The following is a 21,862-nucleotide window of genomic DNA, read 5'->3' on the forward strand; positions in this document are numbered from 1 at the left end:
TGGTGGCCTGTCTCACTCCAGTCAAACTGTTTCCTGCAAACGAGCGCCTAGCTATTGCGCGGGGAGCGCCAACTGAACGCCTGAGCTTGCGGCTGATAGCTCGCCTTGATTTGCATTAAGAGCATCAGGTCGCTCTGCGCTGGGGTAAGCTGCCGAGAGCAAATCCAAAGCCTCTGTGATCCGCTCATGGAGCGGCTCGTTGGCGGCTTTGATTGCATCTTTGGAAGCAGCAAAGGCAGTAACGCCGGTTTTGTGGAACCCATAGCCGTCCAAATATGGCTCATATCGCTCAGAACTGGCCGCTTCCCCATGCATAGAGACGGCCCTGTCGATCATGTCCGCGACGATCCTTGCGGAAACATCTGCCTCATCAACTCCATTGTCTGGGGCTTTATTGGCGGCACCGCGCAACGCCGCAATAATGCCATCATAGTGGGCGTTTATTTGCGCAGCGCTCTCGCCATCTAAAGCGCCAGTAGATGCGGCCACCAAGAGTGGTTTGAAATCGGCCACGCCGCGCTGTTCAAAAACTGGATCCATGTCGATCAAGACTTCGGATACGGGATGCGCAAACATCTCAGCCGCTGCATCGGTTTTCCCAAGTACGAAAGCGTCGCGCGCCGCAATGACATGCGCTTCAACAATGGCGAGTGCCGTTCCATAGACAACTGGGTCGCTGCCAGCAGCGCTAACTTCAACACCGCCTTCGCCCTCTCCGCCTTCACCTTCGCCAGCTTCGCCCGTTTGCGCCGCGTCGTCGCCGTAAGCAGTGGCTGCGCCGGCGTTCGGCTCTTCAGCGCAACCGGCCAGACCGGAACCCATCAATGCAGTTGCAACTCCAAGGCCGGTCCAAATTTTCAAAGTCGTTTTCATCAGTTGCACTCCCGCGCAGGTTGTTCGTTTGTTGCGATTAACATTGTCATTCAGCCGGTTGTGCTTCGGCATCGTCTGCCACTTGAAGGCGGTCACGCTGGTTCTTGCGCGCTTTCAGGCTCCACCATGCCAGCCCCGCAGCTAAGACAACGCCCAATAGCGAGATGCTTAGGCCTGCATTGGAAAGAGCGTCCAATCCGTAACGCCCAGCGTAAATGGCGAGCACTAAGACCAAGCTTGTCAGCATGAACGCACGACCAAGGCTGTGAGTCTTTTCGCGCCCGACAAAGCACGAAGCAATTAGCGCCGCGACAAGGCCGATCCAGAACATCGCGACCAAGCTACCACCGCTCACGCCAATCAGCGCAGCCGCCAAGGTCGAGGCGAGCATTGCAGGGGTGCCCCAAATGAGCCCAGTCCATACCGCAGCAAGCTTCGGTGCTGCTCTTCCATTCGCCGCACGTTTCGCAAAGTAGATGCTCAAGCCGCTGGCGATGATCACGCAGAGGCCAACGCCGAAAACCAGGTAGGCCAGCTTTACAAGCAGCCCGCCCCAATTGCCGAAATGCACGTTGTAAACCGCGCCAGTAATCTGCTGACCGACTGTTCCGTCGGATATTCCAACATTCCCTTCGTAGTCGCCGTCTGCGGTGAAATTGTAATATTCACCGAAGATGAGACGATCAGGGTGTTCCGCGATAATGGAGCTGTGTTGCCCCGCCGTACCGGGATCGTGGAGAATGAAGTATGTGACATCGAGATCGGGAAACTCACGCGCCATATACGTTAAAGGCGCGCTAATCGTTGCCACCTCGGCAGGAGCTGAATTTTCCTCCGGTTCACTACCAAAGACTGGGTTGAAAACAGCGTCTGTATCGTTGTCAAAACCCGCCGCTGCGATGGCAAAAGCGAGGATGCTGGCAAGGCCGAGTATCGCACCTGTCAGGGCATTGGAGAGATGGAACGGCAGCGTCCAAACGCTCAGACGGTTATGCAGATCAACAGTCGTGAGACGCCCCGCACCCCTGCGGAATGTAAACGCGTCACGAAAGATGCGGGGGTGAGCCAGCAAGCCCGAAAAAGACATTGCGATGAGCATCGCGCCCAACGCTCCCACTACGGTGAGGCCAAGGATTTGCGGCAAGTGCAAATAATAGTGCAGGTCGAGCAGGAACTGCGTCCAAGGAAACGCCTCCTTCGCAGCGATCGTGCCGTCGGGCGCAGCGAAGAACGCCTGCGTATCCGTTGTGATGACCGTGCGCGGCAAATCCTCCTGCGGGAAGTTCACATAAAGGTGCGTCGTCGGCGTCTCTTCACTTCTGAACACCTCCAGCGCCGCCATTTCAGCCGCTTCCGGAGAGATGCTCTCCATCTCTGGCACGTTCGGCTGTTCCCAACGCTGAAATTCATGATTGAACACCGAAAGGGTTCCCGTGACGGCAAGGATGTAAATCAGCCCGCCAAAGATGACCGCGATCAGGCTATGCGCCTCGAGCGACTTTGCCACGCGGGTTGCCGAGGTCTTTGAGTTTGACGGTGACATCTCAGCCGCCCCCTTGCATAGTTACGAGTATGATCGCCGCCGAGACAATGGCGAGCCCAAGCAGCACGGCTGCTCGCAAAAGCGTGCTCGTCGAATAGCCGATGAACGTCGCAAGCCCCGCCCAAGCCATCGGGAAGGCAAACATTGAGACTGTGAGATTGGCGGTGTGCTCCAATCCTGCCGCGCGGCCAGCCACAAACAGAGCCGTGCAGCTCGCCAGAGCGGCGATCAGAGCAAGGATCGCAATCGCAAGGATTGATGCCGTGATGGATAACCCTTCATGCCAGACGCTGGCTTGCCCGCTTTGCTGTGGCTGGCGAGGTGCAATCGTTCGGCGCGTCTTTACCGGCGCTTTGATCGCGGCTGCGATAATTGCGAGCAAAGCGACCAGTATGACCGCGACAACACCCAAGGCAGGTCCCTTGTCGACGCCGCTGGTCTGGCTCCATGAGATGATCGAGCCCAAAACCAGCACCCAGCCGGCCACCACCAGCGGCCAACTGCGCGCCTTGCGCTGCCATGCGAAATAGAGCGAGTAAATGCCCATCGCCGCCAGCGCCAATCCCAGGATTTGCCAGATCAACACAATCCGAACCCCTTAGAAGCGCACGCCAGCGCGGACCTGGATTGTGCGACCTTCGCCGGGGAAACAGTCCCCGCGCGACAGGCAGGTACCGTAAAACTCGCTGTCAAAGATGTTTCGCGCATTCAGCGTGATGGAATACCGATCAAAGCTGTAGCCGATCAAACCATCGAAGACGGTGTAGCCATCGGTTTCAATCAAGACCGGCGTCGGCGCGAAACCGTTGGCGGCAAGAAAAGCTGTGCCGCTGCTTTCGTTGCCCTCGGCGTAGCGAATGCCAGCGCCGACAACCAACCCATCCAGTTGCTCTGACGAAGGCTTCCATGCGACCCATGCGGAACCCTGCACTTCCGGCACGCTTGGGAAACGGACGCCATCGGGGTCTTCTGTGTCGATTACACTGACGGCTGCGTCGATCGACACATCCCCGATGGCGGTCGTAGCCTCGATTTCGAAGCCACTGATTTTCGCAACCCCTTCCTGCTGCGAGGAGGCGTTGGGCAAGGCCGCCGGGTTGGGCAGATTCGATTGTTCAATGTCGAAATACGCGGCCGTGATGTAAGTGCGCGTCCCGCGCGGTTGGAACTTCACCCCAACCTCGATCTGCTTACCTTCCTGCGGCAGCAAGGGCTCGTTGGTGACCGTGTCATTGCCAACAACAGCCTGAAAGCTCTCGGCATAACTGACATAGGGGTTGAGGCCGATATCGGTCTTGTAGAGCGCGCCAAAGCTGAGGCTGGTGGCATCGTCATCTTGCGTGGTGGTGCCGTTGCCGGTCTCCAGCTCATCAAATCGAACGCCTGCGTTCAGGACGAGATTGCCGACAGTCATCTGATTGTTGATGTAATAGCCGGTTGTATCAATCTCATTGACACTGCTCCCACGCGCCGCCTCAAACAGGGCATCAGCGGGGATTTCTGATCCATCATAGACCGGGGTGAAGAGGTTGAAAGTGGTCGGCTGCGCATAGAGAAACGCCGCTTCCAACAGAGTGTCGACAGTCTGGTAGTTGATGCCTGCTAGCACCTCATGCTCAATCGTACCGGTTGAGAATTGAGCACGGAAACGTCCGTCGATGGCGAACTGGTCAGAGCTTGCAGGGGCGTCATACCGGCTGCGCCCGATCGCCGTTCCATCGGCCAAAACACGCGGAGTGCCATCGCCAAGGAATGACACCCATGTCTGGCTGTAATTGGCGCTGTTGTCGCGATAACGAGCGGTCGCCTCGAAGCCGATGGCGTCGCTGAATTGATGTTGGAGAAAACCGGTGAGCGAGAAGCTTTCGCTATTATAGCGATTGAAAGCAGGCTCCCCCACGTAAAGCGATGCGTCAACTTCCTCCGTAATGCCGCCTGAGCAGATATTGGGCTCTGAAACGGCGACATTATCACTCGCGCATGCTGTCACTGCCAGTGGCAAGAACTGGTGCGCAGTATCGCTTTCCCGGTCCGTGTAGTTGGCTAGCAATGTAAGCGCGGTTTGGCCGTTGTCGAACGTGATCGACGGCGCGATAATAAACGCGTCATCATTCACAAAATCAACCTGCGTACCGGCATCGCGGTAAAGCGTGACGAGCCGACCGGTGAGCGTCCCATTACCGGAAAGATCGACGCCAATATCGGCGGAAATCTGGGCCCGGTCGAACGTGCCATATTCAACGAACACTTCGCTGCCAATGTTGTCTGGCCCAGCACGCTTGCTGACGGTGTTGAGGATACCGCCGGGCGATCCTTGCCCATAGAGAACTGACGCTGGCCCCTTCAGAACTTCGACCTGTTCAAGCGTATAAATGTCAGAGCGGGCGTTGTTGTAGAAACCAAACAGCACCTGAATGTTGTCGAGATATTCTGGCACATCGAGACCGCGAACCCGGGGGAAGTCTCCCCGTGTCGAGAATCCGAATGTGTCGCCAACCACGCCAGCCGTGTAGTTCAACGTGTCATCAAGAGTGAGCGCACCACGCTCGCGCCATGCATCATTGGTGATGACCGAAACTGATCGAGCGGTTTCTAGGATTGGCGTTTCGGACTTAGTTGCGCCGAATGTTGAGACTTCGCCGGTGACAATGATCGCGCCTTCTTCATCGGATGAGTTGGCATCCTGCGCGTCTTGCGCATGGGCGCTGGTGGCAACGCATGTGGATGCGAGCAGCGCTATCTTCAGCGGTTTAGTCGATAATTTAAGCAAGTGATGACCCCTTCGGTATTCGAATGCGGAGCCTCGTGACCATGTTGCTCTTGCGAGTCAATTGCAAATTTTATTTCTTTGGAGTGCTCAAAAGATAAGAAGCCAGAATCGATCGATCGCTGTCCCAACGAAAGCAGGCCACTGCAATTGAGCGCAGAATGCCGACCAACGAGGACTCTCAGAGCGTCGGCTATTGGGTCGAAAGCAGAAAGTCAGCTCCGGGCTAACACTTGCAAAAAATCGGTCATGCAAGAACTACAGCGCGTCAGCCGTGGTTAGGCATTCGAGTTAAGCTTGCTGAAGTCAGCAGTTCAGCGCCAACCCAAGCCTACCACCTACATTCGCTCCCCGCCCAAAGCCTGCCACAGCAGCACCCGCGCTCGCTGAGCCCTGCCAAGAGCAGCGGCGGCGCGTTCTCCGCTTGCATCGGCGGCGCGGCGGGCTTCTAGCACGGTCAGGAAATCGGCTAGTCCGGCGCGGTAGCGTGAATTGGCGAGGCTCGCTGCGCGCTGCAATTCGTCCCTTTCCTTCACCGCCAGATCCGCTTCGCGGTCGCTTGCCTCGATCAGGCCGTAGGCGGTTTCTGCTTCGCCCAGCGCTTGGAACACGGCTCCGCGATAGGCGGCGAACGCGGCCCTCTTGGTCGCAGCTGCGCCGTCGATCTCTGCCTCTATCCGGCCAAAGTCGAGCAAGGGTGCGGCCAAGCCTGCGCTGAGCGAGCCGACCAAAGAATCTGAATCGAACAGATCACCCAGGTTGAAGGCGAGCAGGCCGAGCGCGGCGGACAGAGTGAACTGCGGAAAACGCTGGCGCGCGGTCGCGGCAAGGTCTGCATCGGTTGCAGCAAGCTCTGCGGTTGCCGCCAAGACGTCAGGCCGGTTGGTCAGCACCAGCGATGGGACGGCGGCTGGGGCCAGTGCGCGCACGCCCGCTGGGCCCTGCTTTTCCAGAGCTGCGGTGACTGTGCCCGCGTTCTGACCTGTCAGCGTGACCAAGCGGCCAATGATGCGGACCCGCTCGCTGGTGAGAGCGGCCAGGCGAGAACGCGAGGCGCTTGCCGCCGCCTCTGCGCGGACGCGGTCAAATCCGGGGGCGAGCCCTGCGTCTTCGCGCGTTTTGGCGAGGCTAGCGAGCTGTTCGGCGGCGAGAACATCTTGCTCGAGCGCCTCCTGGCGCTGAGAGAGGGTGCGCCAATCAATCACGCTGGTTGCGATTTCTGCGACCAGAGCCAAGCGGACGGCACCCGCAGAGGCGCTGGCGGCATCAATTCGGGCAATGGCCGCGCGCTCCTGTGCGCGCAGACTGCCGAAGATGTCCAAGTCCCAGCCGGCCGCGACATTGGCGCCATATTGCACCTGCTCGGTGTCGATAAAGCCGCCCTGCGCCGCGCCATCGCCGAATTGGTTGGGGTTGATCCGCGTGCCCGTTGCCGATGCATCACCGGTGACGAGCGGCAGGCGCACAGCCCCCGCCCGGCGGGCGCCAGAGCGAGCGATGTCGATGCGGGCCAAGGCTTCTTGAAGGCTGGGCGCGCTGTCCAATGCCTGAGTGGAAAGGTCGAGAAACGCCGGGTCATCGCTCGGCAAGAGCTCTGCCAGAGTCGCGCTGGTTTCGGCTGATGGCGCAAACAGAAAGCTCTCGGGCAGTTCAGGCGTAGGTGTGGCGATTTCTGGCGGAGGGCCAGCGACGCAGGCGCTGAGCGATAGGGCTAGCGCGGTGGCTAAGGATCGGCGCAATGCAACGGAAGAGAGGCGGGCCATCGGCTATTCCTCCGTCTCACCGGCGGGTGTCTCGGCGCTATCGCTGGAGCTGCTGCGGGCGGGGATAAACGCATCCACTTGCTGCCCAACGCGGAACGCATCGCCTTCTGGCAGCGCGTAGATCACCTGCAGGACGCGGACATCGACGCGCTCTGCCGCGCTATTGGTCGGCTGGCGCTTGGGCACGACTTGCGGCTCTGCGCGCACGAACTTTGCCTCGACTTGACTGTCCGCTGCGCCGCGCGGGCTGACGATGGCCGATGCGCCCAGATTCAGGCGCACAGCTTCGTTTTCGTCGACATCGATCCGCACGTGCAGTGGGCGCGTCTCACCCATCTGGATGAAGGGCAGGGAATTGCCGCCGCCTTGATTGGAGACGAATTCGCCCGGGCGGATATTCACCGCCAGGATTTCGCCAGGAATCGGCGCGCGCACAGTCAAACGGCCTAGCTCGGTTCGCGCGCTCGCGGCCCCTGCTTGGGCGGCGGTCAGGCGGGCGCGGGCAAGCTCCAGCCTGCTGGTTGCCGCCGCGACTTCACCTTCGGCGCGGATGACTTCGGATTGGCTGACGGCGGCTGGATCGTCGATCTGGCCATAGAGCGCGAGCTGGCGCTGGGCCGTGCTGCGGGCGGTTTGGGCTTCACGAATGGCGGCGCGGGCTTCGCCAACCGCTGCGTTTGTTTCCTGAAGCCGAGCGCGAATGGCCCTGTCATCGACAACAAACAGCGGCTGTCCCTTCTCCACGAAATCGCCGGGCTGCACCCGCAGGTCCGCAATGAGGCCGGACAAGGCCGTGCCCACGTCAATGATCTCGCTGGAGGGCTCGACCAATCCTGCGCCGGCCACGCGGGCGGAATTGGCAAGTTCTCCGCTCGCTTTGGGCGGTTCACGATCAGGCTCGGACAATTCGCGATCGGGCAGGCCGGTCACGATAAAATACACCGCCGCGATCAGGCCGATGACGGCCAGGATCGGCATGATCTTGCGTGAGAAGCTGAGATTTTCAGGTAGAATTGCCATGGCTGTGCCTCGAGGGAGAACGAAAGAGGTTTAGTGGTCGTCCGGCATTTCTGTGCCGTCATGCGTGACCCGGCCATCCTCGAGCACGAGGATGCGGTCAGCGAGATCGAAAATGCGGTTGTCGTGGGTCACGATGATGCAGGCGCGGTCTTCTGCGACCGCAACCTCGCGCAGCAAATCCATCACCCTGCGCCCGGACTTCGCGTCCAAGGCCGCGGTTGGTTCGTCGCACACCACAAGGCGCGGCTCATGAACCAAGGCGCGGGCAATGGCGACACGTTGCTGCTGGCCGCCGGAGAGCTGTTTGGGCAGCTTGCTTGCCTGATCGCCAATATTAAGTGCATCGAGCAATTCCATCGCTTTGCGCCGCGCTGGCTCCAGCGCCATGCCCTGCGCGATCAGCGGAACAGCCGCATTGGCGGCTGCGTCGATGGAGGGGATCAGGTTGTACTGCTGAAAAATGAAACCGATGTTTTGGAGGCGGAAGTTTACAAGCTCCGTGTCGCTCAGATTATAGATGTCGGTGCCGAACACGCGCACTTCGCCCTCGGTCGGCCACAGAATGCCGCACATGATCGAGATCAAAGTGGTTTTGCCGGAGCCGCTTTCGCCCACCACATAAGTCATCTCACCCGGCTGAATATCGGTGTCGATCCCGTGGAGCACGCGGATCGTCGATTGCCCAGCCTCGAAATCGCGCACGATGCCGCGCGCGCAAATGGCGACTTCGCGTGCTGGGGACTTGGTTGGGGCGCGTGAGTTTTGCGTCTGTGTCATATCGCTCACCGGAACACCGCTGCTGGCTCTGTGCGCAAGACGCTGCGGATTGCAATAAAGCCCGTGATCGCGAGGATGATGATGACCGACACCAGGCTAATGAGAGGGATTTGCCAAGGGATATAGAACCCTTTGAAGAATGGGTTGCCCGAAAAGGCGGCGAGGAAGCCGACGGTACCGAGCACGCCGATGGCATATCCGATGAAGCCAACAAGGCCCGCTTGCACAGCGACCATGCGAATGATTTTGGCGTTGGTCACACCAATCGCTTTGAGCGCGCCGAACTGTTTGATGTTGTCTCTGATGAACAGGCTGAAGGTGAGGCCAACAATCGCGACACCGACGATGAAGCCGAGCAAAACGGTGATCCCGAAATTGGTCGGGATGCCGGTGTTCTCAATGATGAAATCGACGCCCGCCTGCGCCAGCTCGTCGCGCGTTTCGGCTTTCAGACCGGTTTGCTCTTCAATGCGGTCAGCCACGCCTTCCGCGGTTTCGCCGTCGCTAATCCCGGCAAGCACGAAACTCATCCGGTTGCGCGTGCCGGGCACGTAATTCAGCGCTTGGCTGTATTTTGTGTAGAGCGTCACCTGGCTGGTAAAGCTCGGGATTGCATCGGCCACGCCGCGGATAACGGCGCGCTGATCATTCAGTTCTAGCCGCTGGCCAATGGGATCGGTCCCGTCTTCAAACATACTGTTGATACCGACATCATCAATCACGACCGTATCTGGCTGAGCGAAGACATCTAGTGAGCCCTCAACCATGTTCTTGGGCAGGCCAATCAGGCTGGCATCATCGACTCCCACGATCGTTACGCCCTCAAGGTCTCCGGTGCTTGTGCGGACGTTTGCAACGGCGCGCAGGTGCGGGACGGCCCATTCTACGCCGGGCACCGATCGCACTTGATCGAGCGCCGTGGACGGCATCGCATAATTTACGTCGGTCGTCCGGCTGACCGGGTCCATCACCCAGATTTTCGCGGTCGGCACGTTGTAGACACCGCTTGCCCCGCGCTCGACCAGGTTCACAAAGATAGTGAGCTGCTGCGTGATCAGCAGGGTCGAAAAGCCAATACCGAACAACAGCCCATAGAATTTTTGGGCATCACCAGTCAGCATTCGTATCGCAATCCAAAGCACGTCAGGGAACCTTTATCGCGAGAGGGGGTTGCGTCCTTGTGATATGCCTCACATTATTGAACGGTCACGTTTAATTGAACGGAGCCGTTCACTTTGTCAACCCAGTTTCAGAAAAGAACCGGACGGCCGGTCGATACCGCCAAGCGTGAGGCGATTATCGAGGCGGGTTCGCGCGCCTTCTTTAATGTTGGTTTTGCAGCAAGTTCGATCGAACAGATCGCCGCTGAAGCTGGCGTATCCAAAGTCACGATCTACAACCATTTTGGCGATAAGCGTACGCTGTTTGCTGCCGCGGTCGATCATGAATGCGAAAAGATGCGCGGGTATTTTTCGATCGATTCGGCATCAGGCATGCCCATCGCCGAGCGCCTGCGCGTGATCGGCGAGGCCATGTTCGCGTTTCTGTCGCGTCCAGAAATGGTCCAGTTTGAGCGGCGCATCGCGGCTGAGACGGAAACCAATCCGGCCATTGGGCGAGCGTTTTTGGAGGCTGGGCCATGGCGAATGAAAGAGACGTTCAGCGGGTTTCTTGCCCATGCGGATGCGTTAGGCGAGCTATCGGTGCCAAACCCTGACTTGGCCGCGGAACAGTTTGTCGCAATGTGCAAGGGGATGGGCGATCTCGAACAACGTTTCGGTGAGGTGATAGAGCCGGAGGCAAAAGAGGCCCGCATTAGCGGCGCAGTCGATGTTTTTCTGCGCGCTTACTCGCCTGTAAAGGCGTAACCAATTGGCTTGAATCGCAAAAACAGATCAATCTGTTCGCAATTTCGCATGATCCCTTACCTATAAGCATATCTTGCCATTCATCTCTGCTCACCTACATATTCGGGTGAGAACAAGGAATCTGAGCGCATGAGCGACGAAAACGACCCGCAACAAACTCCACCTGAGAACCCCAACCCCTGGGTGAAGCAATTGATGATTTGGGGCGGCATCTTCATGGCCCTGCTCGTCGTGGTGTCGATGTTCAGCAACACCAATGCTGCGCCCGGCCAGCAGATGCGCTATTCTGAATTCCGCGAAGCGGTCGCCGAAGGGCGCGTTTCCGAGGTTCAGATCGCGCCCGACCTGATCACCGGCAAGCTTAAGAACAATGACGAGACATTCTCGACTGTTCCGGTTCCGAGCGACGATCAGCTGACACAGCTGCTCGACGATAACGAAGTGAAATATGCAGGGCAGGCTCCAGAGCAGCCTAACATGTTGCTCTATATACTGATCCAAGCCTTGCCGTTTATCCTGATCCTGGGGATTGCATTCTTTGCGCTTCGCCAAGTGCAAAAAGGCGGCGGCGGCGGCGCCATGGGCTTTGGAAAATCCAAGGCCAAAATGCTGACTGAACGTCAAGGCCGCGTCACTTTTGACGATGTTGCCGGCATTGATGAGGCGCGCGAAGAACTCGAAGAAATCGTCGAATTTCTGAAAGATCCGCAGCGCTTCTCTAAGCTGGGTGGTCAAATTCCGAAGGGCGCATTGCTGGTCGGTTCGCCGGGTACGGGTAAGACTTTGCTAGCCCGCGCGATTGCGGGTGAGGCGGGCGTGCCGTTCTTTACGATTTCGGGTTCTGACTTTGTCGAGATGTTCGTTGGCGTCGGCGCCAGCCGCGTGCGCGACATGTTTGAACAGGCCAAGAAAAACGCGCCATGCATCGTCTTCATTGATGAGATTGACGCTGTGGGCCGCTCGCGTGGCCACGGCCTCGGCAATTCCAATGATGAGCGTGAGCAGACGCTTAACCAGCTCTTGGTTGAGATGGATGGTTTTGAAGCCAATGAAGGCATCATCATCATCGCTGCAACCAACCGTCCTGACGTGCTCGATCCAGCGCTGCTGCGTCCGGGCCGTTTTGACCGTCAGGTTGTGGTTCCGATCCCTGATATTGATGGCCGGGAAAAGATCCTTGGCGTTCACATGAAGAAGGTGCCGCTGGCCCCGGATGTGAACCCGCGTACGATTGCGCGCGGTACGCCGGGCTTCTCCGGTGCAGATCTCGCCAACCTTGTGAACGAGGCCGCTTTGCTGGCCGCGCGCCGTAACAAGCGCCTGGTCGCCATGCGTGAGTTCGAGGACGCCAAAGACAAGGTCATGATGGGGGCCGAACGCCGCTCCATGGTCATGACCGAAGACGAGAAGAAGATGACCGCCTATCACGAGGCCGGTCACGCAATTGTCTCTGTCCACGAGGAAGCATCCGACCCGATCCACAAGGCGACGATTATTCCGCGCGGCCGCGCTTTGGGTATGGTCATGCGCCTGCCAGAGCGGGACAGCTATTCCTATCACCGCGACAAGATGCACGCAAACCTGTCTGTCAGCATGGGCGGACGCGTGGCGGAAGAAATTATCTTCGGCCATGACAAGGTCAGCTCTGGCGCCTCGTCAGACATTCAATATGCCACTGATTTGGCCCGCAATATGGTGACCAAATGGGGCATGTCGGAAAAACTTGGCCCGCTGCAATATGAGCAAAGCCAAGAGGGCTATCTGGGCATGGGCCAGACCGCTCGCACAATGGGCGGCGCGGAAACGAACAAGCTGATCGATGCCGAGATCAAAGGCCTGGTTGAGGGCGCACACAAGCGTGCCACCCAATTGCTCAAGAAGCACGAAGATCAACTGCATCTCTTGGCGCAGGCGATGCTCGAATATGAGACCCTGACCGGCGACGAGATCAAGCAATTGCTCGACACGGGCAAGATGGACCGACCCGACGAGCCGAAAGGCCCAGCGGTGGTTCCACCGGCCCATGGGTCTGCGATCCCCAAAGCGGGCAAGCGCTTTGGATCGAAAGATGACAAAGGCGGAGCTGCACCTCAGGGCGCGTAAGGCTTAGCCAAATATCACAGAAGTGAGACGGGGCGTCTGGGGTAACTCAGGCGCCCTTTTTGGTGACGGTCAAAACGCGCCGAGCAGCAGCAGCGCTTGTATGAACAGCGCCGCAACGATCCAGATGAACACGCTGAGCGCCAAAAGTCGCCAAAACGCAGAGAATCTGCTGAGCTCATATGCCCGGCGCAATTGTTTGTAGAGATGAATGGGCGGGATGAGCAGCGTCGAGAAAACGATCAACGGTATAGGCGCGCCGAGCACGCCGCCCACCGATACGGTGATGAATAAGAGCGACATGAAGGCGAGCGAATAGGTAACAAAAATAGCGTGGTCATACGCTTTGAAGCGCCGCTTCCAGGCGAAAATGAGCCAAACGAAGGGGACGGAGAGCGGGATGAGGAGCCAGCTAAATTTGTAGGCATTAGCCTGCAATTTGTAGACCATCAGGCTGGGGTTTTTGTTCCATTTTTCAAGGAGCGAATCCACGAATTCGACACCGGTCTCAGATGCTTCGAATGATCCATTTTCCCCGACCACAAACGGGTTTGACTCTTCGAATTGCTGCAGATTGGCGATCTCTTCTTCTGCGGAAGCGATCTCGGCCGCGAGCTCGGTGTATTCAGCGGAATCCTCGGGCAGAGTCGCCAGCTTGGCCTTTCCCTCAGCGATCTGCGCCGCGCCAGCTGTTTCCACCTCATCGAGAATGTCGCTGCCGCCGGAGGTCCGCATTTTGGTGAGGTTCTGTGCGCGCGTTTCGATTAGGGCCAGATCTGCTTCCAGCCCTTCGCGGCTCGACTCCAGCTCGGTCCGGCGCGCCTCCTCCAGATCTGGCTGCGCAAGCTCCTCATCAATTTCGGTAATCAGCCCAGTAACGGCTTCGGCTTCGGCCTCTGCCATTGACGAAACTTGCGCGCGGGTGTTGCCGACGAAGTCGGTCGGCGTGCTGATCCCAGCGATTTGGAACACTGCAAACATTGAGAAGACGGTGAACAGGAACATGCCCATCGGGCTGACGAACTTTGCGCGCTCCCCGTCGATGTAGCGGCGCGTCAATTGGCCTGGCTTTAGGATGAGCATCGGCAAGGTGCGCCACAGCTTGCCATCAAGATGCAGGACGCCGTGGATGAGATCGTGGGCGATAGCGGTCAGGCTGCTGTGAATGTGCCGTTTCTGGCCGCAGGCAGAGCAATGCTCGCCTGACACCTCAGCCCCGCAATTCTTGCAGATCGCCGCGGCGTCGCCTTCCGCATTCAGAGCAGCGTTCTCGCCGTGCGCTGGTTCAACTGCGCGGCTGGCCATGGCCCCTTCAATCGCGGCGCCAACGCCTTCTGTTATGTCGCTCATAGACCCCTCTAATCGACTGCCGCCTTATAGGCAGCATGGCAGGCAAGGTGAAAGACACTGAGGCCCCAGACTTCGAACATTGTAAAGAGGGCTCACAAGATAGGCACAAAAAAGGCCGCCTGACGGCAGCCTCTTTCGTAAACTGCGCGCAAAAGCACGCATGAATGTGAGCCGGCTTAGCTGCCGTCGTAATCTGAACCGATCGATGTCGAGCGGGTCGGAGCAGAAGCGGTAATCCGCAGCGCTTCGGCGGACTGGCTCAGCGAACCGATTTCATCGGCATCATCTTCGTCATCAGGAAGGATTTTTTGAAGGCCCGTGACGAGGGATTCCTTCAATTCCTTCGGCTTGATCGTTTGCTCAGCCACTTCGCGCAGGGCCACAACCGGGTTCTTATCACGGTCGCGGTCGAGGGTCAGTTCAGCACCGCCAGAGATTTCGCGCGCACGCTGGGCTGCGAGCAGCACCAGATCAAAACGGTTTGGAACCTTGTCTACGCAATCTTCAACGGTAACGCGCGCCATACTGGCCTCTTAAATTAGATTTTTTGGAAAATGAGCGCTGCAGTTAGTCGGAAGGCCGCTCTGAGTCAAGAAATGCGAGCATTCTGCGCGCGACGCTTTAAGAGGGTGATTCTATGCAATCTGCGCCGAATCCCGCCGAAACTCCAACGAGCGATTACAGCGATTCTGATAGTTTCCAGATGGAAGCTCAGGGGCACGCCTTCACGTTCTATCCCAGAGGCTCAGACAGGCTGGCCGCTCTGATCGATCATATCGAGGAGGCGCAGCGCTCTTTGGAGGTTTTTTACTACCTTTTTCAAGACGATGTCTCCGGCACGAAAGTGCGCGATGCGATGGTGAGGGCGGCGGAGCGCGGGGTGGAGGTCCATCTGATCGTCGATGCCTTCGGCAGCGACGCCCCGCCGGAATTCTTTCAGCCCTTGGAGCAAGCAGGCGGGCGTTTTGCCGTCTTTTCACCGCGCTGGGGCGTGCGCTACCTCATTCGCAACCATCAAAAATTTGCGATTGCCGACGGCGCGCGGGTTATGACGGGTGGCTCCAACGTGTCTGATCACTATTACGACCCGCCGGAAAAGAACGGCTGGTGTGATCTGGGGGTCGCCATCGAGGGGTCTGTCGTTGAGCAGTTTAGCGATTGGTTCGGTTTAGTCAGCGAGTGGGTGGAAAGCGAAGGATCCCAGCTTCGCCGGATCCGCAAGCTGGTGCGTGATTGGGACCCTGGGGATGCGCCCGTGCAGCTCGTGCTTGGCGGGCCGGTCGTGCGCGCGCAGACTTGGGTGTACCGGCTAAAGAAAGACCTCGCGAAGGCAACCAGACTGGATTTCGTCACTGCTTATTTCGCCCCGCCGCTTAGCATACGGCGCCAAATGGTCCGTGTGGGGAAGCGCGGTGATGTGAGGATGATCACGGCCGGAAAGTCCGACATTACGGCCACGATTGAAGCGGCGAGGTTGCTGTACAAACGCTTTCTGAAAGCGGGCGTGAGCATTTTTGAGTTTCGCCCATGCAAGCTGCACATGAAATTGCTGGTCGTGGATGCGATCAGCTATTTTGGTAGCGCCAATTTGGATCGCCGCTCTGTGCGCATCAATCTGGAGCTGATGGTGCGCGTTGAAGATGAGGCGCTGGCAGAGCGTTTGCGTGAGTTCATGGACCATCTGGAGCGAGCCAGCGTGCCGATCACGCCGGAGTGGTACAGCAAAAATGCCACCTTCTTCACGCGCCTGCGCTGGCGATTGTGGTTCTATTTCGGATTGGCGGATGCCTGGGCCGCTCGCAGGCTCAATCCTTAAGGACCGAGCCATGGCGCGCGGATATTACTCGTATCCGTAATCCGAGTAGTCCTTCAGATTTGGCGAGGTAAACTTGGTGAACTCGCTCTGGAAATGCAGCGGGACCATGCCGGTTGAGCCGTGACGCTGCTTTGCAACGTTTACCGCAGCCTTGTTTTTGACCTGCTCGTAGGATTCTTCCCAAGCGCGGTATTTCTCAACCGCCTCGGGCGTGCTCGCCTCGGTTGGGAAGTCGGGCCGCGTGGCCTCCAGGTAATAATCATCGCGGTAGACAAACCAGACCATGTCCGCATCTTGCTCAATTGAGCCCGATTCGCGCAGGTCAGACAGCATCGGGCGCTTGTCTTCGCGCTGTTCCACCGCACGGCTAAGCTGAGAGAGCGCGATCACTGGGACGCTCAGTTCCTTGGCGAGGGTTTTCAGGCCGCGGCTGATTTCCGAAATCTCATTGACCCGGTTGTCATTGGCGCGGCCAGAGCCTTGCAGCGGCTGCAGATAGTCGACCACGATCAGGCCGATATCATGGCGCCGCTTCATCCGCCGTGCGCGCGTCCGCAGAGCGCCAATGGTGAGAGCAGGCGTGTCATCAATATACAGCGGCAATTCGGCCAGGCGCTGGCTGGCGAAAGACAATTTCTGGAAGTCCTCCCGGCTCATTTTACCGCTCCGTAAAGCCTCAGAACTGATCTCCGCTTGCTCGGCGAGGATACGCGTTGCGAGCTGGTCGGCGCTCATCTCTAGGCTGAAGAAAGCGGCTGGCGCGCCGTAATTGAACTCGCCGCCATCTTGCTCCCAATTCAAATGGGCTTCGGCGCAATTAAACGCGATATTGGTGGCAAGCGATGTCTTGCCCATGCCGGGACGCCCGGCGAGAATGATAAGGTCGGAGGCGTGCAGGCCGGATGTCTTACGGTCGATTGATTGCAGGCCGGTTGTCTTTCCCGATAGCCCGCCGCCAGAATTCATCGCGGCTTCGGCCATTTTGATCGCCGCAAGCGCCGCGTCGCGGAACGTCGAGGCTTCGCTGCCCGTCGCCGCGCCCTCGGCAACCTTGAACAAGTCGGCTTCCGCTTGCGAGATTCGGTCCATCGGATCGACTTCTTCGCTGGTGTCGAGCGCGCCTTCGACAAGGCCCCGGCCAACGCTGACCAGTTCCCGCAGCAAAGCGAGGTCGTAAATTTGCTGAGCCAATTCGCGCGGGGCAAGCAGGCCTGCGCCGTTTGCGGTCGGCTGAGCCAGATAACTCGTTCCGCCCAATTCCTTTAGCGCTTCATCGCTCTCAAAATACGGGCGCAGAGTGACCGGGCTGGCGGTCGCATTGCGCTCAATCAGGGTGAGGATACGGGTGTAAATCCGGTCGTGCAGCGGCTCAAAGAAGTGGTCGGGCCGCAGAGGGGTCTGCAATTCCTCAATCACCCGGTTATCGATCAGAACCGCACCCAGAAACGCCGCCTCCGCCTCTAGGTTAGAAGGCAGCTTGCGCGCAGTGTCGGATTGAGAATCAACGGGGAGAAGAATTTCTGGTTCGGCCATGCGCGTCTCTTGCGCAGCGGATGGGAAATGGCGCAAGGGCAAATGGCGGCAAATTCGCCTCACTTGGCTGTGGATAGCGGGGATGGTTGATCGAAGTGCTTGAACTGTCCCGATACGATCTGCGAAGGCGATGCTTGTAATGGTCACGCCAAGCGAATCTTCTGCCAGCCAACCGGGCAATTATCGCATCGCGCATGTCGCGCTGGATGAGGAGACGATTCTCTGGCGCAACGCGGATGTCGAGCAGGAACGGCGCGTCGCGATTTATGACCTGATCGAGGAAAACAGCTTTAAGCCGCTGCGCAGTGCAGAGCGCGGCGCAGATGGACCGTATCGTTTGCAATTGTCGGTTCGTGATGGCCGCCTGGTGATGGATGTCAGCGACACGGGCGAGACGCTGCTCGAAAGTCTGGTGATTGGTCTGGCGCGCTTTCGCCGTCCGATCCGCGAGTATTTTGCCATTTGCGACAGCTATTATCAGGCCATTCGCAAAGCGACCCCGTCAGAGATTGAGACGATCGATATGGCGCGGCGCGGCATCCACAACAACGCCGCAGAGCTTTTGCTCGAGCGACTCGAGGGCAAAGTGGAAACTGATTTCGCCACCGCCCGCCGTTTGTTCACCCTGATCTGCGTTTTGCATATCAAAGGCTGAGGGCAGGGGCAGGGCAGCAGACGTGGCGAGCAGTCGTTCCAAAACCAAGGCCAAACGGCCAAGCCGCGCGCGTACGGGCAAGCCGCGCCGCGGGCGTTTGCTGCTCTATGCGGCGGCCAGCCTTGCTTTGGCCGCGATCATCTATGCCGCTTGGTTTTGGTGGGACATGCGCAGTTGGCGCCCCGACGAGGCGGTCTTCCCAGAGCAGGGCGCGGTGGTTGCCAGCGGCGCGAAAGATGTGCGGTTTGAAACGCTCAAAGCGCTGGGCGGACAGTTCGTCTATCTTGATCTGGGCGATGCGACTGCGCCGCCTGACCCAGAGTTTGCGAAGCATCTCAGCGCGGCTAAGCGCAGCGGGATGAAGGTCGGCATGCTGCATGTGTTCAACCCATGCCTGCGCGCAGACCCGCAATCGGCCCGCTTTACCCGCATGGTTCCGCGCAGCGCCGACCTGCTGCCGCCAGCGATTGGCTTGTCGGTGGTGGCAGATGTTTGCGAAGACACGATCAGCGATGCGGCGGTTGAGAGCGAGCTGATGACTTTGATCAATCAGATTGAGATGCACGCGGGCAAGCCAGTGGTTCTGAAAATCAGCAGTGAGTTTGAAGAACGCCACACGGTCGCCGGCAATATTGAGCGCGACCTGTGGCTGGAGCGAGACCGCGCGAAACCGGCCTATGCCGGACGGCCTTGGCTGCTATGGAGCGCCAACAGCCAGTTGGTCAGTGAAGCGGCAGAGGAGCCGATAGAATGGGTGGTCATCCAGAATTGAATGCAGGCGAATTGGTGGCTGCTGCGCGCGAGGCGGCGGAGCATTCCTACTCGCCATATTCCAATTACTCAGTCGGCGCTGCGCTACTGTTTGACGACGGCGCGGTTGTGACGGGCACCAATGTCGAGAACGCCAGCTACGGCCTTGCTTTGTGTGCGGAGACGATCGCGGTTTCGAAAGCGATGGCTGATGGCAGGCGCGGCGGGCTGGTGGCGGTCGCGGTGACGGGGCCACATGACAGCGGCGACGGAGAACCGATCACGCCGTGCGGGCGGTGCCGCCAGGTGCTGAATGAGCTGGCGCAATTGGGCGGGACCGATCCCGAAATATTGTGCGTCGGCACGGATGAGATCCGGCGTGTCACCCTGTCACAGACTGCTCCCGCACGCTTTTGGGCCCGCGCATTTGGCTTAGTTGCCGAAGATGTCGCCCAAAGCCTTGCCAACATCACCAAGCGGGTTCTTGCGGAACGCGCGCTCTTCCTTGCCGATGTAAGAGAAAATGCCATCGAGGCCTTGATCGGTCACGCTTGTGTTGATGCTTTCCCGGTTGAGTCCCGCTGCGCTGATAAAGCTGTGCTTGCTCGATAGCTTTTCGAACTCACCGTAAACGCCCAGCTCCTCAAGCGCGCTGTCGACCAGCGGGGAGAGCTTGCCTTGCAGCGTGTCATTGGCGCTGCTGCGCAAATATTGCGTGCCGCCGTCTCCGTTGGATATAATGCCGGGCGCATCGGCGACTGAGAGGTCATTGATCGCATCGCGAAAGATCGGCTTGGCCTCACCCGCAGCGATCCCGGCGGCGTCGTTGATCCGGCGCGTGACGCCATCAAGAATTCCGAGCTTTTGGCCAGCGCCAAGGATTGAACCGAGCAGTCCGCCGCGCTTTTTACCGATGATGGGCAGGCCAATGCGAATGGCCTCATCGCCGTAGAAGGCGCCGGGCTGCGCGAGCTGGTCGAGCGCGCTGTCGCTGGCCTTGCCCAGCAATGAGGTCAGGCTGAAACCTTGGGCATAGGCTGGCGCTGGGAGGGCTGCTGCAAGGCCGAGCGCCCCTGTTCCAAGCAGAATATCCCGGCGGTTCCAGTTCGATTGTGCGGCCATTATATTGTCCCCTCCATGTGTGTTGCGCTGCATAGTAGCACAGCGCTGGCTGGGAACAGACTGAATGGGATGTAAAATCCTATTGCGAGCCGTCCAGCCATTCCAGCAGCGCGGCCAAACAGTCGCGCGCCAGCAGCTTGCAGCGCTCTGGCGACCAGCCCTGTTCTGGCTCTGGCGCCTCGGCCAAATCCTTATACGGCATCTCCAGCGTCATGGCGGTGCAGCCGAAACGTTCCGCGACCAAATTGGTGCTGATCCCCAGATTGGCTTTGCCAGCGGGGGCTTTGGGATAGCCGAGTTTTGTTTGGAAATCTGGCGTGCGCCGGTCCAAAATGCGCTGATAGCGATAGAAGTCTTCGCCTTGCTCGTCGGTCCAGGATGGGATGCCTTCAAAGCCTGCTAGGAACACAGCGGGGATTGCTTCATCGCCGTGCGCATCAATAGCAAAGTCGACCCCAGTGGTGTCCATATAATCGCGGATCGCGAGGACTTCGGGTGATTTCTCAGCGCTCGGCTCAGACCATTCGCGGTTCAAATTGACGCCAACGGCATTGGTGCGCAGATGGCCGCGGCGCGATCCATCCGGGTTGCAATTGGGCACGATGTGAAAACGGCACTTGCTGCGCAGCGCGCGCGCGACAGGGTCGCCCGGATCGGTCAGGCATTCCAGCACGCCTTCCATCCACCATTCTGCCTGCGTTTCGCCGGGGTGCTGGCGCGCATAGAGCCAGACGGAACGCTCGCCTTCGCCCATTTCGAGGCAATCAATCGGCTGACCGTCCAGCGTGTTGCCAAGGCGCAAGAGATCGACGCCCTCGCTCGCGGCCGCCTCTGAGACGAGGTCGTGATGCCGCTCCATCGAGTAAGGCGCGAAATAGGCAAACCAGGCAATATTGCCCGATGGGACATAGCTGATGGTCAGCGTGCCATTCGCCTCGTCCTTGTCGAAACTGCTGGCCGCGCGCGCCCAAAACTCGCGGTCCTCGGATACGCACGCGTTATAATCAGGCCAGCCGCCTGTGAATGCGCTTTCGTTGAGGCCCGTGATCTTCAGCGTCAGCTCTTCGCCGGCGGCGCATGTGACCCGGAAATGGAACCACTGCGCAAATTCCGACATGTGATCCTTGCGCAGCGCCAGTTCAGCGCTGCTGCCGGAGACGGAGAGAACTTGGATATTGCCGCTGTCAAATTCGGCATCAATGGCAATGTCATTCACTGTCTTGGTCACTCACTCGTTTCAATATCTTGCAATTTGATCGTTACAGTGTCGCCATTGCCCCCTGGGAAATCGCGAAACAAGGCTTTTACCAAAATTGGTGCAGTCGCAGCCGCCTGATCTTCGGGCGTGCCCTCAGAAACTTCGATCTGAGCGCGCCCTTCCCACAAATTGCTTGGAGCTGGCGTTTGTGCGCCGACAGGCCGCAAAGTGACCGACAGCTCGGTGCCAATGCGCGCGCGACTGCTGCCGCCGCCAAGGTTGATCCCAATGCCCAGACCAACGCCGGAACCGAACGATCCCGTCCCGCCGCCGACGCCTACACTAACTGGGCCGCGGTTCTGCCGCTCGCTGCGCACATCAAACCGCTCCAGCGAGATGCTGGCAATGGCACCCGCTTCGCTGCGAGGCCCTTCGCGATAACCCAGCGCTGCAAGCTCTGCTGCCACCGCCGCCTTATAGGGGGCAAGGTCGAGATTGGCGTTGCTTTCATCGGGTGCGCTTTCAACAAACACCACGCCCTGGCCAATCTGGCCCAGCGTGTCCTGTTGGTGAAACCGGGTTACCGACACCGGGCTGGGCGGCGGAACGGTGGCGCAGGCGCCAAGCGCGGCGCTGACCGCCATTGCGATGAGCATTGCGGCTGGTTTCCTGATGGGCTGAGCCATGGTGGCCTCCTCAAATATACGCGGCGATTGATCGCGCGTTC

Annotated in this window: 19 protein-coding genes and 1 pseudogene; 6 read left to right on the forward strand and 14 right to left on the reverse strand. The window is 58.9% G+C overall.

Features of this window, described 5'->3' with window-relative positions:
- Window positions 1–51: 51 nt before the first annotated feature.
- The 8 genes from AC0V6M_RS06980 to AC0V6M_RS07015 all read right to left on the reverse strand — a co-directional run bounded on the left by AC0V6M_RS06980 (window position 52) and on the right by AC0V6M_RS07015 (window position 9,864).
- Window positions 52–873 (reverse strand): hypothetical protein, encoded by an 822-nt coding sequence (locus tag AC0V6M_RS06980; RefSeq protein WP_486138104.1) that lies wholly within the window; start codon window positions 871–873, stop codon window positions 52–54.
- A gap of 46 nt (window positions 874–919) precedes the next feature.
- Entirely contained in the window at window positions 920–2,416 is a 1,497-nt protein-coding gene (locus AC0V6M_RS06985; protein ID WP_486138105.1) for a PepSY-associated TM helix domain-containing protein, read from the reverse strand.
- 1 nt (window position 2,417) lies between these two features.
- Window positions 2,418–2,999, reverse strand: coding sequence for a hypothetical protein (locus tag AC0V6M_RS06990; RefSeq protein WP_486138106.1), 582 nt, complete (start codon window positions 2,997–2,999; stop codon window positions 2,418–2,420).
- 15 nt (window positions 3,000–3,014) lie between these two features.
- The gene (locus AC0V6M_RS06995; protein ID WP_486138107.1) at window positions 3,015–5,186 is read right to left on the reverse strand and encodes a TonB-dependent siderophore receptor; all 2,172 of its coding nucleotides are present in this window, start codon (window positions 5,184–5,186) and stop codon (window positions 3,015–3,017) included.
- Between the two features lie 335 nt (window positions 5,187–5,521).
- Window positions 5,522–6,946 carry an efflux transporter outer membrane subunit gene (locus AC0V6M_RS07000; RefSeq protein ID WP_486138108.1) on the reverse strand — a complete coding sequence of 475 codons (1,425 nt, stop codon included), beginning with the start codon at window positions 6,944–6,946 and terminating at the stop codon, window positions 5,522–5,524.
- A gap of 3 nt (window positions 6,947–6,949) precedes the next feature.
- The gene (locus AC0V6M_RS07005) at window positions 6,950–7,966 is read right to left on the reverse strand and encodes an efflux RND transporter periplasmic adaptor subunit (protein ID WP_486138109.1); all 1,017 of its coding nucleotides are present in this window, start codon (window positions 7,964–7,966) and stop codon (window positions 6,950–6,952) included.
- A gap of 30 nt (window positions 7,967–7,996) precedes the next feature.
- Window positions 7,997–8,743 carry an ABC transporter ATP-binding protein gene (locus AC0V6M_RS07010; RefSeq protein ID WP_486139584.1) on the reverse strand — a complete coding sequence of 249 codons (747 nt, stop codon included), beginning with the start codon at window positions 8,741–8,743 and terminating at the stop codon, window positions 7,997–7,999.
- Between the two features lie 5 nt (window positions 8,744–8,748).
- Complete coding sequence (locus tag AC0V6M_RS07015; protein ID WP_486138110.1) at window positions 8,749–9,864, reverse strand: ABC transporter permease; 1,116 nt, start codon at window positions 9,862–9,864, stop codon at window positions 8,749–8,751.
- A gap of 114 nt (window positions 9,865–9,978) precedes the next feature.
- Here AC0V6M_RS07015 and AC0V6M_RS07020 point away from each other — a divergent pair, with 114 nt between their 5' ends.
- Together AC0V6M_RS07020 and ftsH are read left to right on the forward strand one after the other, a co-directional pair.
- Window positions 9,979–10,611, forward strand: a complete 633-nt coding sequence (locus tag AC0V6M_RS07020) for a TetR/AcrR family transcriptional regulator (RefSeq protein WP_486138111.1) — start codon at window positions 9,979–9,981, stop codon at window positions 10,609–10,611.
- Between the two features lie 129 nt (window positions 10,612–10,740).
- Window positions 10,741–12,714: an ATP-dependent zinc metalloprotease FtsH gene (ftsH, locus tag AC0V6M_RS07025; protein WP_486138112.1), complete on the forward strand. Its 1,974-nt coding sequence runs from the start codon at window positions 10,741–10,743 to the stop codon at window positions 12,712–12,714.
- Between the two features lie 69 nt (window positions 12,715–12,783).
- Here the strand turns inward: ftsH and AC0V6M_RS07030 are convergent, their stop codons facing one another.
- Entirely contained in the window at window positions 12,784–14,061 is a 1,278-nt protein-coding gene (locus AC0V6M_RS07030; RefSeq protein ID WP_486138113.1) for a DUF3667 domain-containing protein, read from the reverse strand.
- A gap of 176 nt (window positions 14,062–14,237) precedes the next feature.
- The gene (gene rpoZ, locus AC0V6M_RS07035) at window positions 14,238–14,585 is read right to left on the reverse strand and encodes a DNA-directed RNA polymerase subunit omega (protein ID WP_486138114.1); all 348 of its coding nucleotides are present in this window, start codon (window positions 14,583–14,585) and stop codon (window positions 14,238–14,240) included.
- A gap of 113 nt (window positions 14,586–14,698) precedes the next feature.
- On the opposite strand from rpoZ, the gene AC0V6M_RS07040 reads away from it, so the two are divergent.
- Entirely contained in the window at window positions 14,699–15,877 is a 1,179-nt protein-coding gene (locus AC0V6M_RS07040) for a phospholipase D-like domain-containing protein (protein ID WP_486138115.1), read from the forward strand.
- Between the two features lie 24 nt (window positions 15,878–15,901).
- On the opposite strand, the gene AC0V6M_RS07045 is transcribed toward AC0V6M_RS07040, so the two are convergent.
- Window positions 15,902–17,410, reverse strand: a complete 1,509-nt coding sequence (locus tag AC0V6M_RS07045; RefSeq protein ID WP_486138116.1) for a replicative DNA helicase — start codon at window positions 17,408–17,410, stop codon at window positions 15,902–15,904.
- Between the two features lie 139 nt (window positions 17,411–17,549).
- Between AC0V6M_RS07045 and AC0V6M_RS07050 the strand changes: the two genes are divergently transcribed.
- The 3 genes and pseudogenes from AC0V6M_RS07050 to AC0V6M_RS07060 all read left to right on the forward strand — a co-directional run bounded on the left by AC0V6M_RS07050 (window position 17,550) and on the right by AC0V6M_RS07060 (window position 19,251).
- Window positions 17,550–18,065: a UPF0262 family protein gene (locus AC0V6M_RS07050; protein WP_486138117.1), complete on the forward strand. Its 516-nt coding sequence runs from the start codon at window positions 17,550–17,552 to the stop codon at window positions 18,063–18,065.
- 22 nt (window positions 18,066–18,087) lie between these two features.
- On the forward strand, window positions 18,088–18,837 hold the full coding sequence (locus AC0V6M_RS07055; protein ID WP_486138118.1) for a glycoside hydrolase family 25 protein: 750 nt from the start codon (window positions 18,088–18,090) through the stop codon (window positions 18,835–18,837).
- Window positions 18,816–19,251 (forward strand): annotated as a pseudogene (locus AC0V6M_RS07060) (cytidine deaminase). Before AC0V6M_RS07055 ends, AC0V6M_RS07060 begins: the two are co-directional and overlap by 22 nt.
- Here the strand turns inward: AC0V6M_RS07060 and AC0V6M_RS07065 are convergent.
- The 3 genes from AC0V6M_RS07065 to AC0V6M_RS07075 all read right to left on the reverse strand — a co-directional run bounded on the left by AC0V6M_RS07065 (window position 19,248) and on the right by AC0V6M_RS07075 (window position 21,821).
- Window positions 19,248–19,937 (reverse strand): DUF4197 domain-containing protein, encoded by a 690-nt coding sequence (locus tag AC0V6M_RS07065; protein ID WP_486138119.1) that lies wholly within the window; start codon window positions 19,935–19,937, stop codon window positions 19,248–19,250. The pseudogene AC0V6M_RS07060 and the gene AC0V6M_RS07065 overlap by 4 nt on opposite strands.
- Before the next feature lie 79 nt (window positions 19,938–20,016).
- On the reverse strand, window positions 20,017–21,153 hold the full coding sequence (locus tag AC0V6M_RS07070; protein ID WP_486139585.1) for a M14 family metallopeptidase: 1,137 nt from the start codon (window positions 21,151–21,153) through the stop codon (window positions 20,017–20,019).
- An 8-nt stretch (window positions 21,154–21,161) separates the two neighbouring features.
- A complete protein-coding gene (locus AC0V6M_RS07075; protein WP_486138120.1) occupies window positions 21,162–21,821 on the reverse strand; it encodes a DUF4136 domain-containing protein in 660 nt (219 codons plus the stop codon).
- Window positions 21,822–21,862: the final 41 nt, after the last annotated feature.

The sequence above is a fragment of the Erythrobacter sp. JB3-1 genome, from assembly GCF_057364995.1.

Bases quoted from the DNA above. Each gene is read 5' to 3' on its own strand.
- AC0V6M_RS07075 (WP_486138120.1), bottom strand. From the start codon at position 21,821: ATGGCTCAGCCCATCAGGAAACCAGCCGCAATGCTCATCGCAATGGCG.
- AC0V6M_RS07000 (WP_486138108.1), bottom strand. From the start codon at position 6,946: ATGGCCCGCCTCTCTTCCGTTGCATTGCGCCGATCCTTAGCCACCGCG.
- rpoZ (WP_486138114.1), bottom strand. From the start codon at position 14,585: ATGGCGCGCGTTACCGTTGAAGATTGCGTAGACAAGGTTCCAAACCGT.
- AC0V6M_RS06985 (WP_486138105.1), bottom strand. From the start codon at position 2,416: ATGTCACCGTCAAACTCAAAGACCTCGGCAACCCGCGTGGCAAAGTCG.
- ftsH (WP_486138112.1), top strand. From the start codon at position 10,741: ATGAGCGACGAAAACGACCCGCAACAAACTCCACCTGAGAACCCCAAC.
- AC0V6M_RS07040 (WP_486138115.1), top strand. From the start codon at position 14,699: ATGCAATCTGCGCCGAATCCCGCCGAAACTCCAACGAGCGATTACAGC.
- AC0V6M_RS07045 (WP_486138116.1), bottom strand. From the start codon at position 17,410: ATGGCCGAACCAGAAATTCTTCTCCCCGTTGATTCTCAATCCGACACT.
- AC0V6M_RS07015 (WP_486138110.1), bottom strand. From the start codon at position 9,864: ATGCTGACTGGTGATGCCCAAAAATTCTATGGGCTGTTGTTCGGTATT.
- AC0V6M_RS07065 (WP_486138119.1), bottom strand. From the start codon at position 19,937: ATGGCCGCACAATCGAACTGGAACCGCCGGGATATTCTGCTTGGAACA.
- AC0V6M_RS07030 (WP_486138113.1), bottom strand. From the start codon at position 14,061: ATGAGCGACATAACAGAAGGCGTTGGCGCCGCGATTGAAGGGGCCATG.
- AC0V6M_RS07050 (WP_486138117.1), top strand. From the start codon at position 17,550: ATGGTCACGCCAAGCGAATCTTCTGCCAGCCAACCGGGCAATTATCGC.
- AC0V6M_RS06980 (WP_486138104.1), bottom strand. From the start codon at position 873: ATGAAAACGACTTTGAAAATTTGGACCGGCCTTGGAGTTGCAACTGCA.
- AC0V6M_RS07010 (WP_486139584.1), bottom strand. From the start codon at position 8,743: ATGACACAGACGCAAAACTCACGCGCCCCAACCAAGTCCCCAGCACGC.
- AC0V6M_RS07005 (WP_486138109.1), bottom strand. From the start codon at position 7,966: ATGGCAATTCTACCTGAAAATCTCAGCTTCTCACGCAAGATCATGCCG.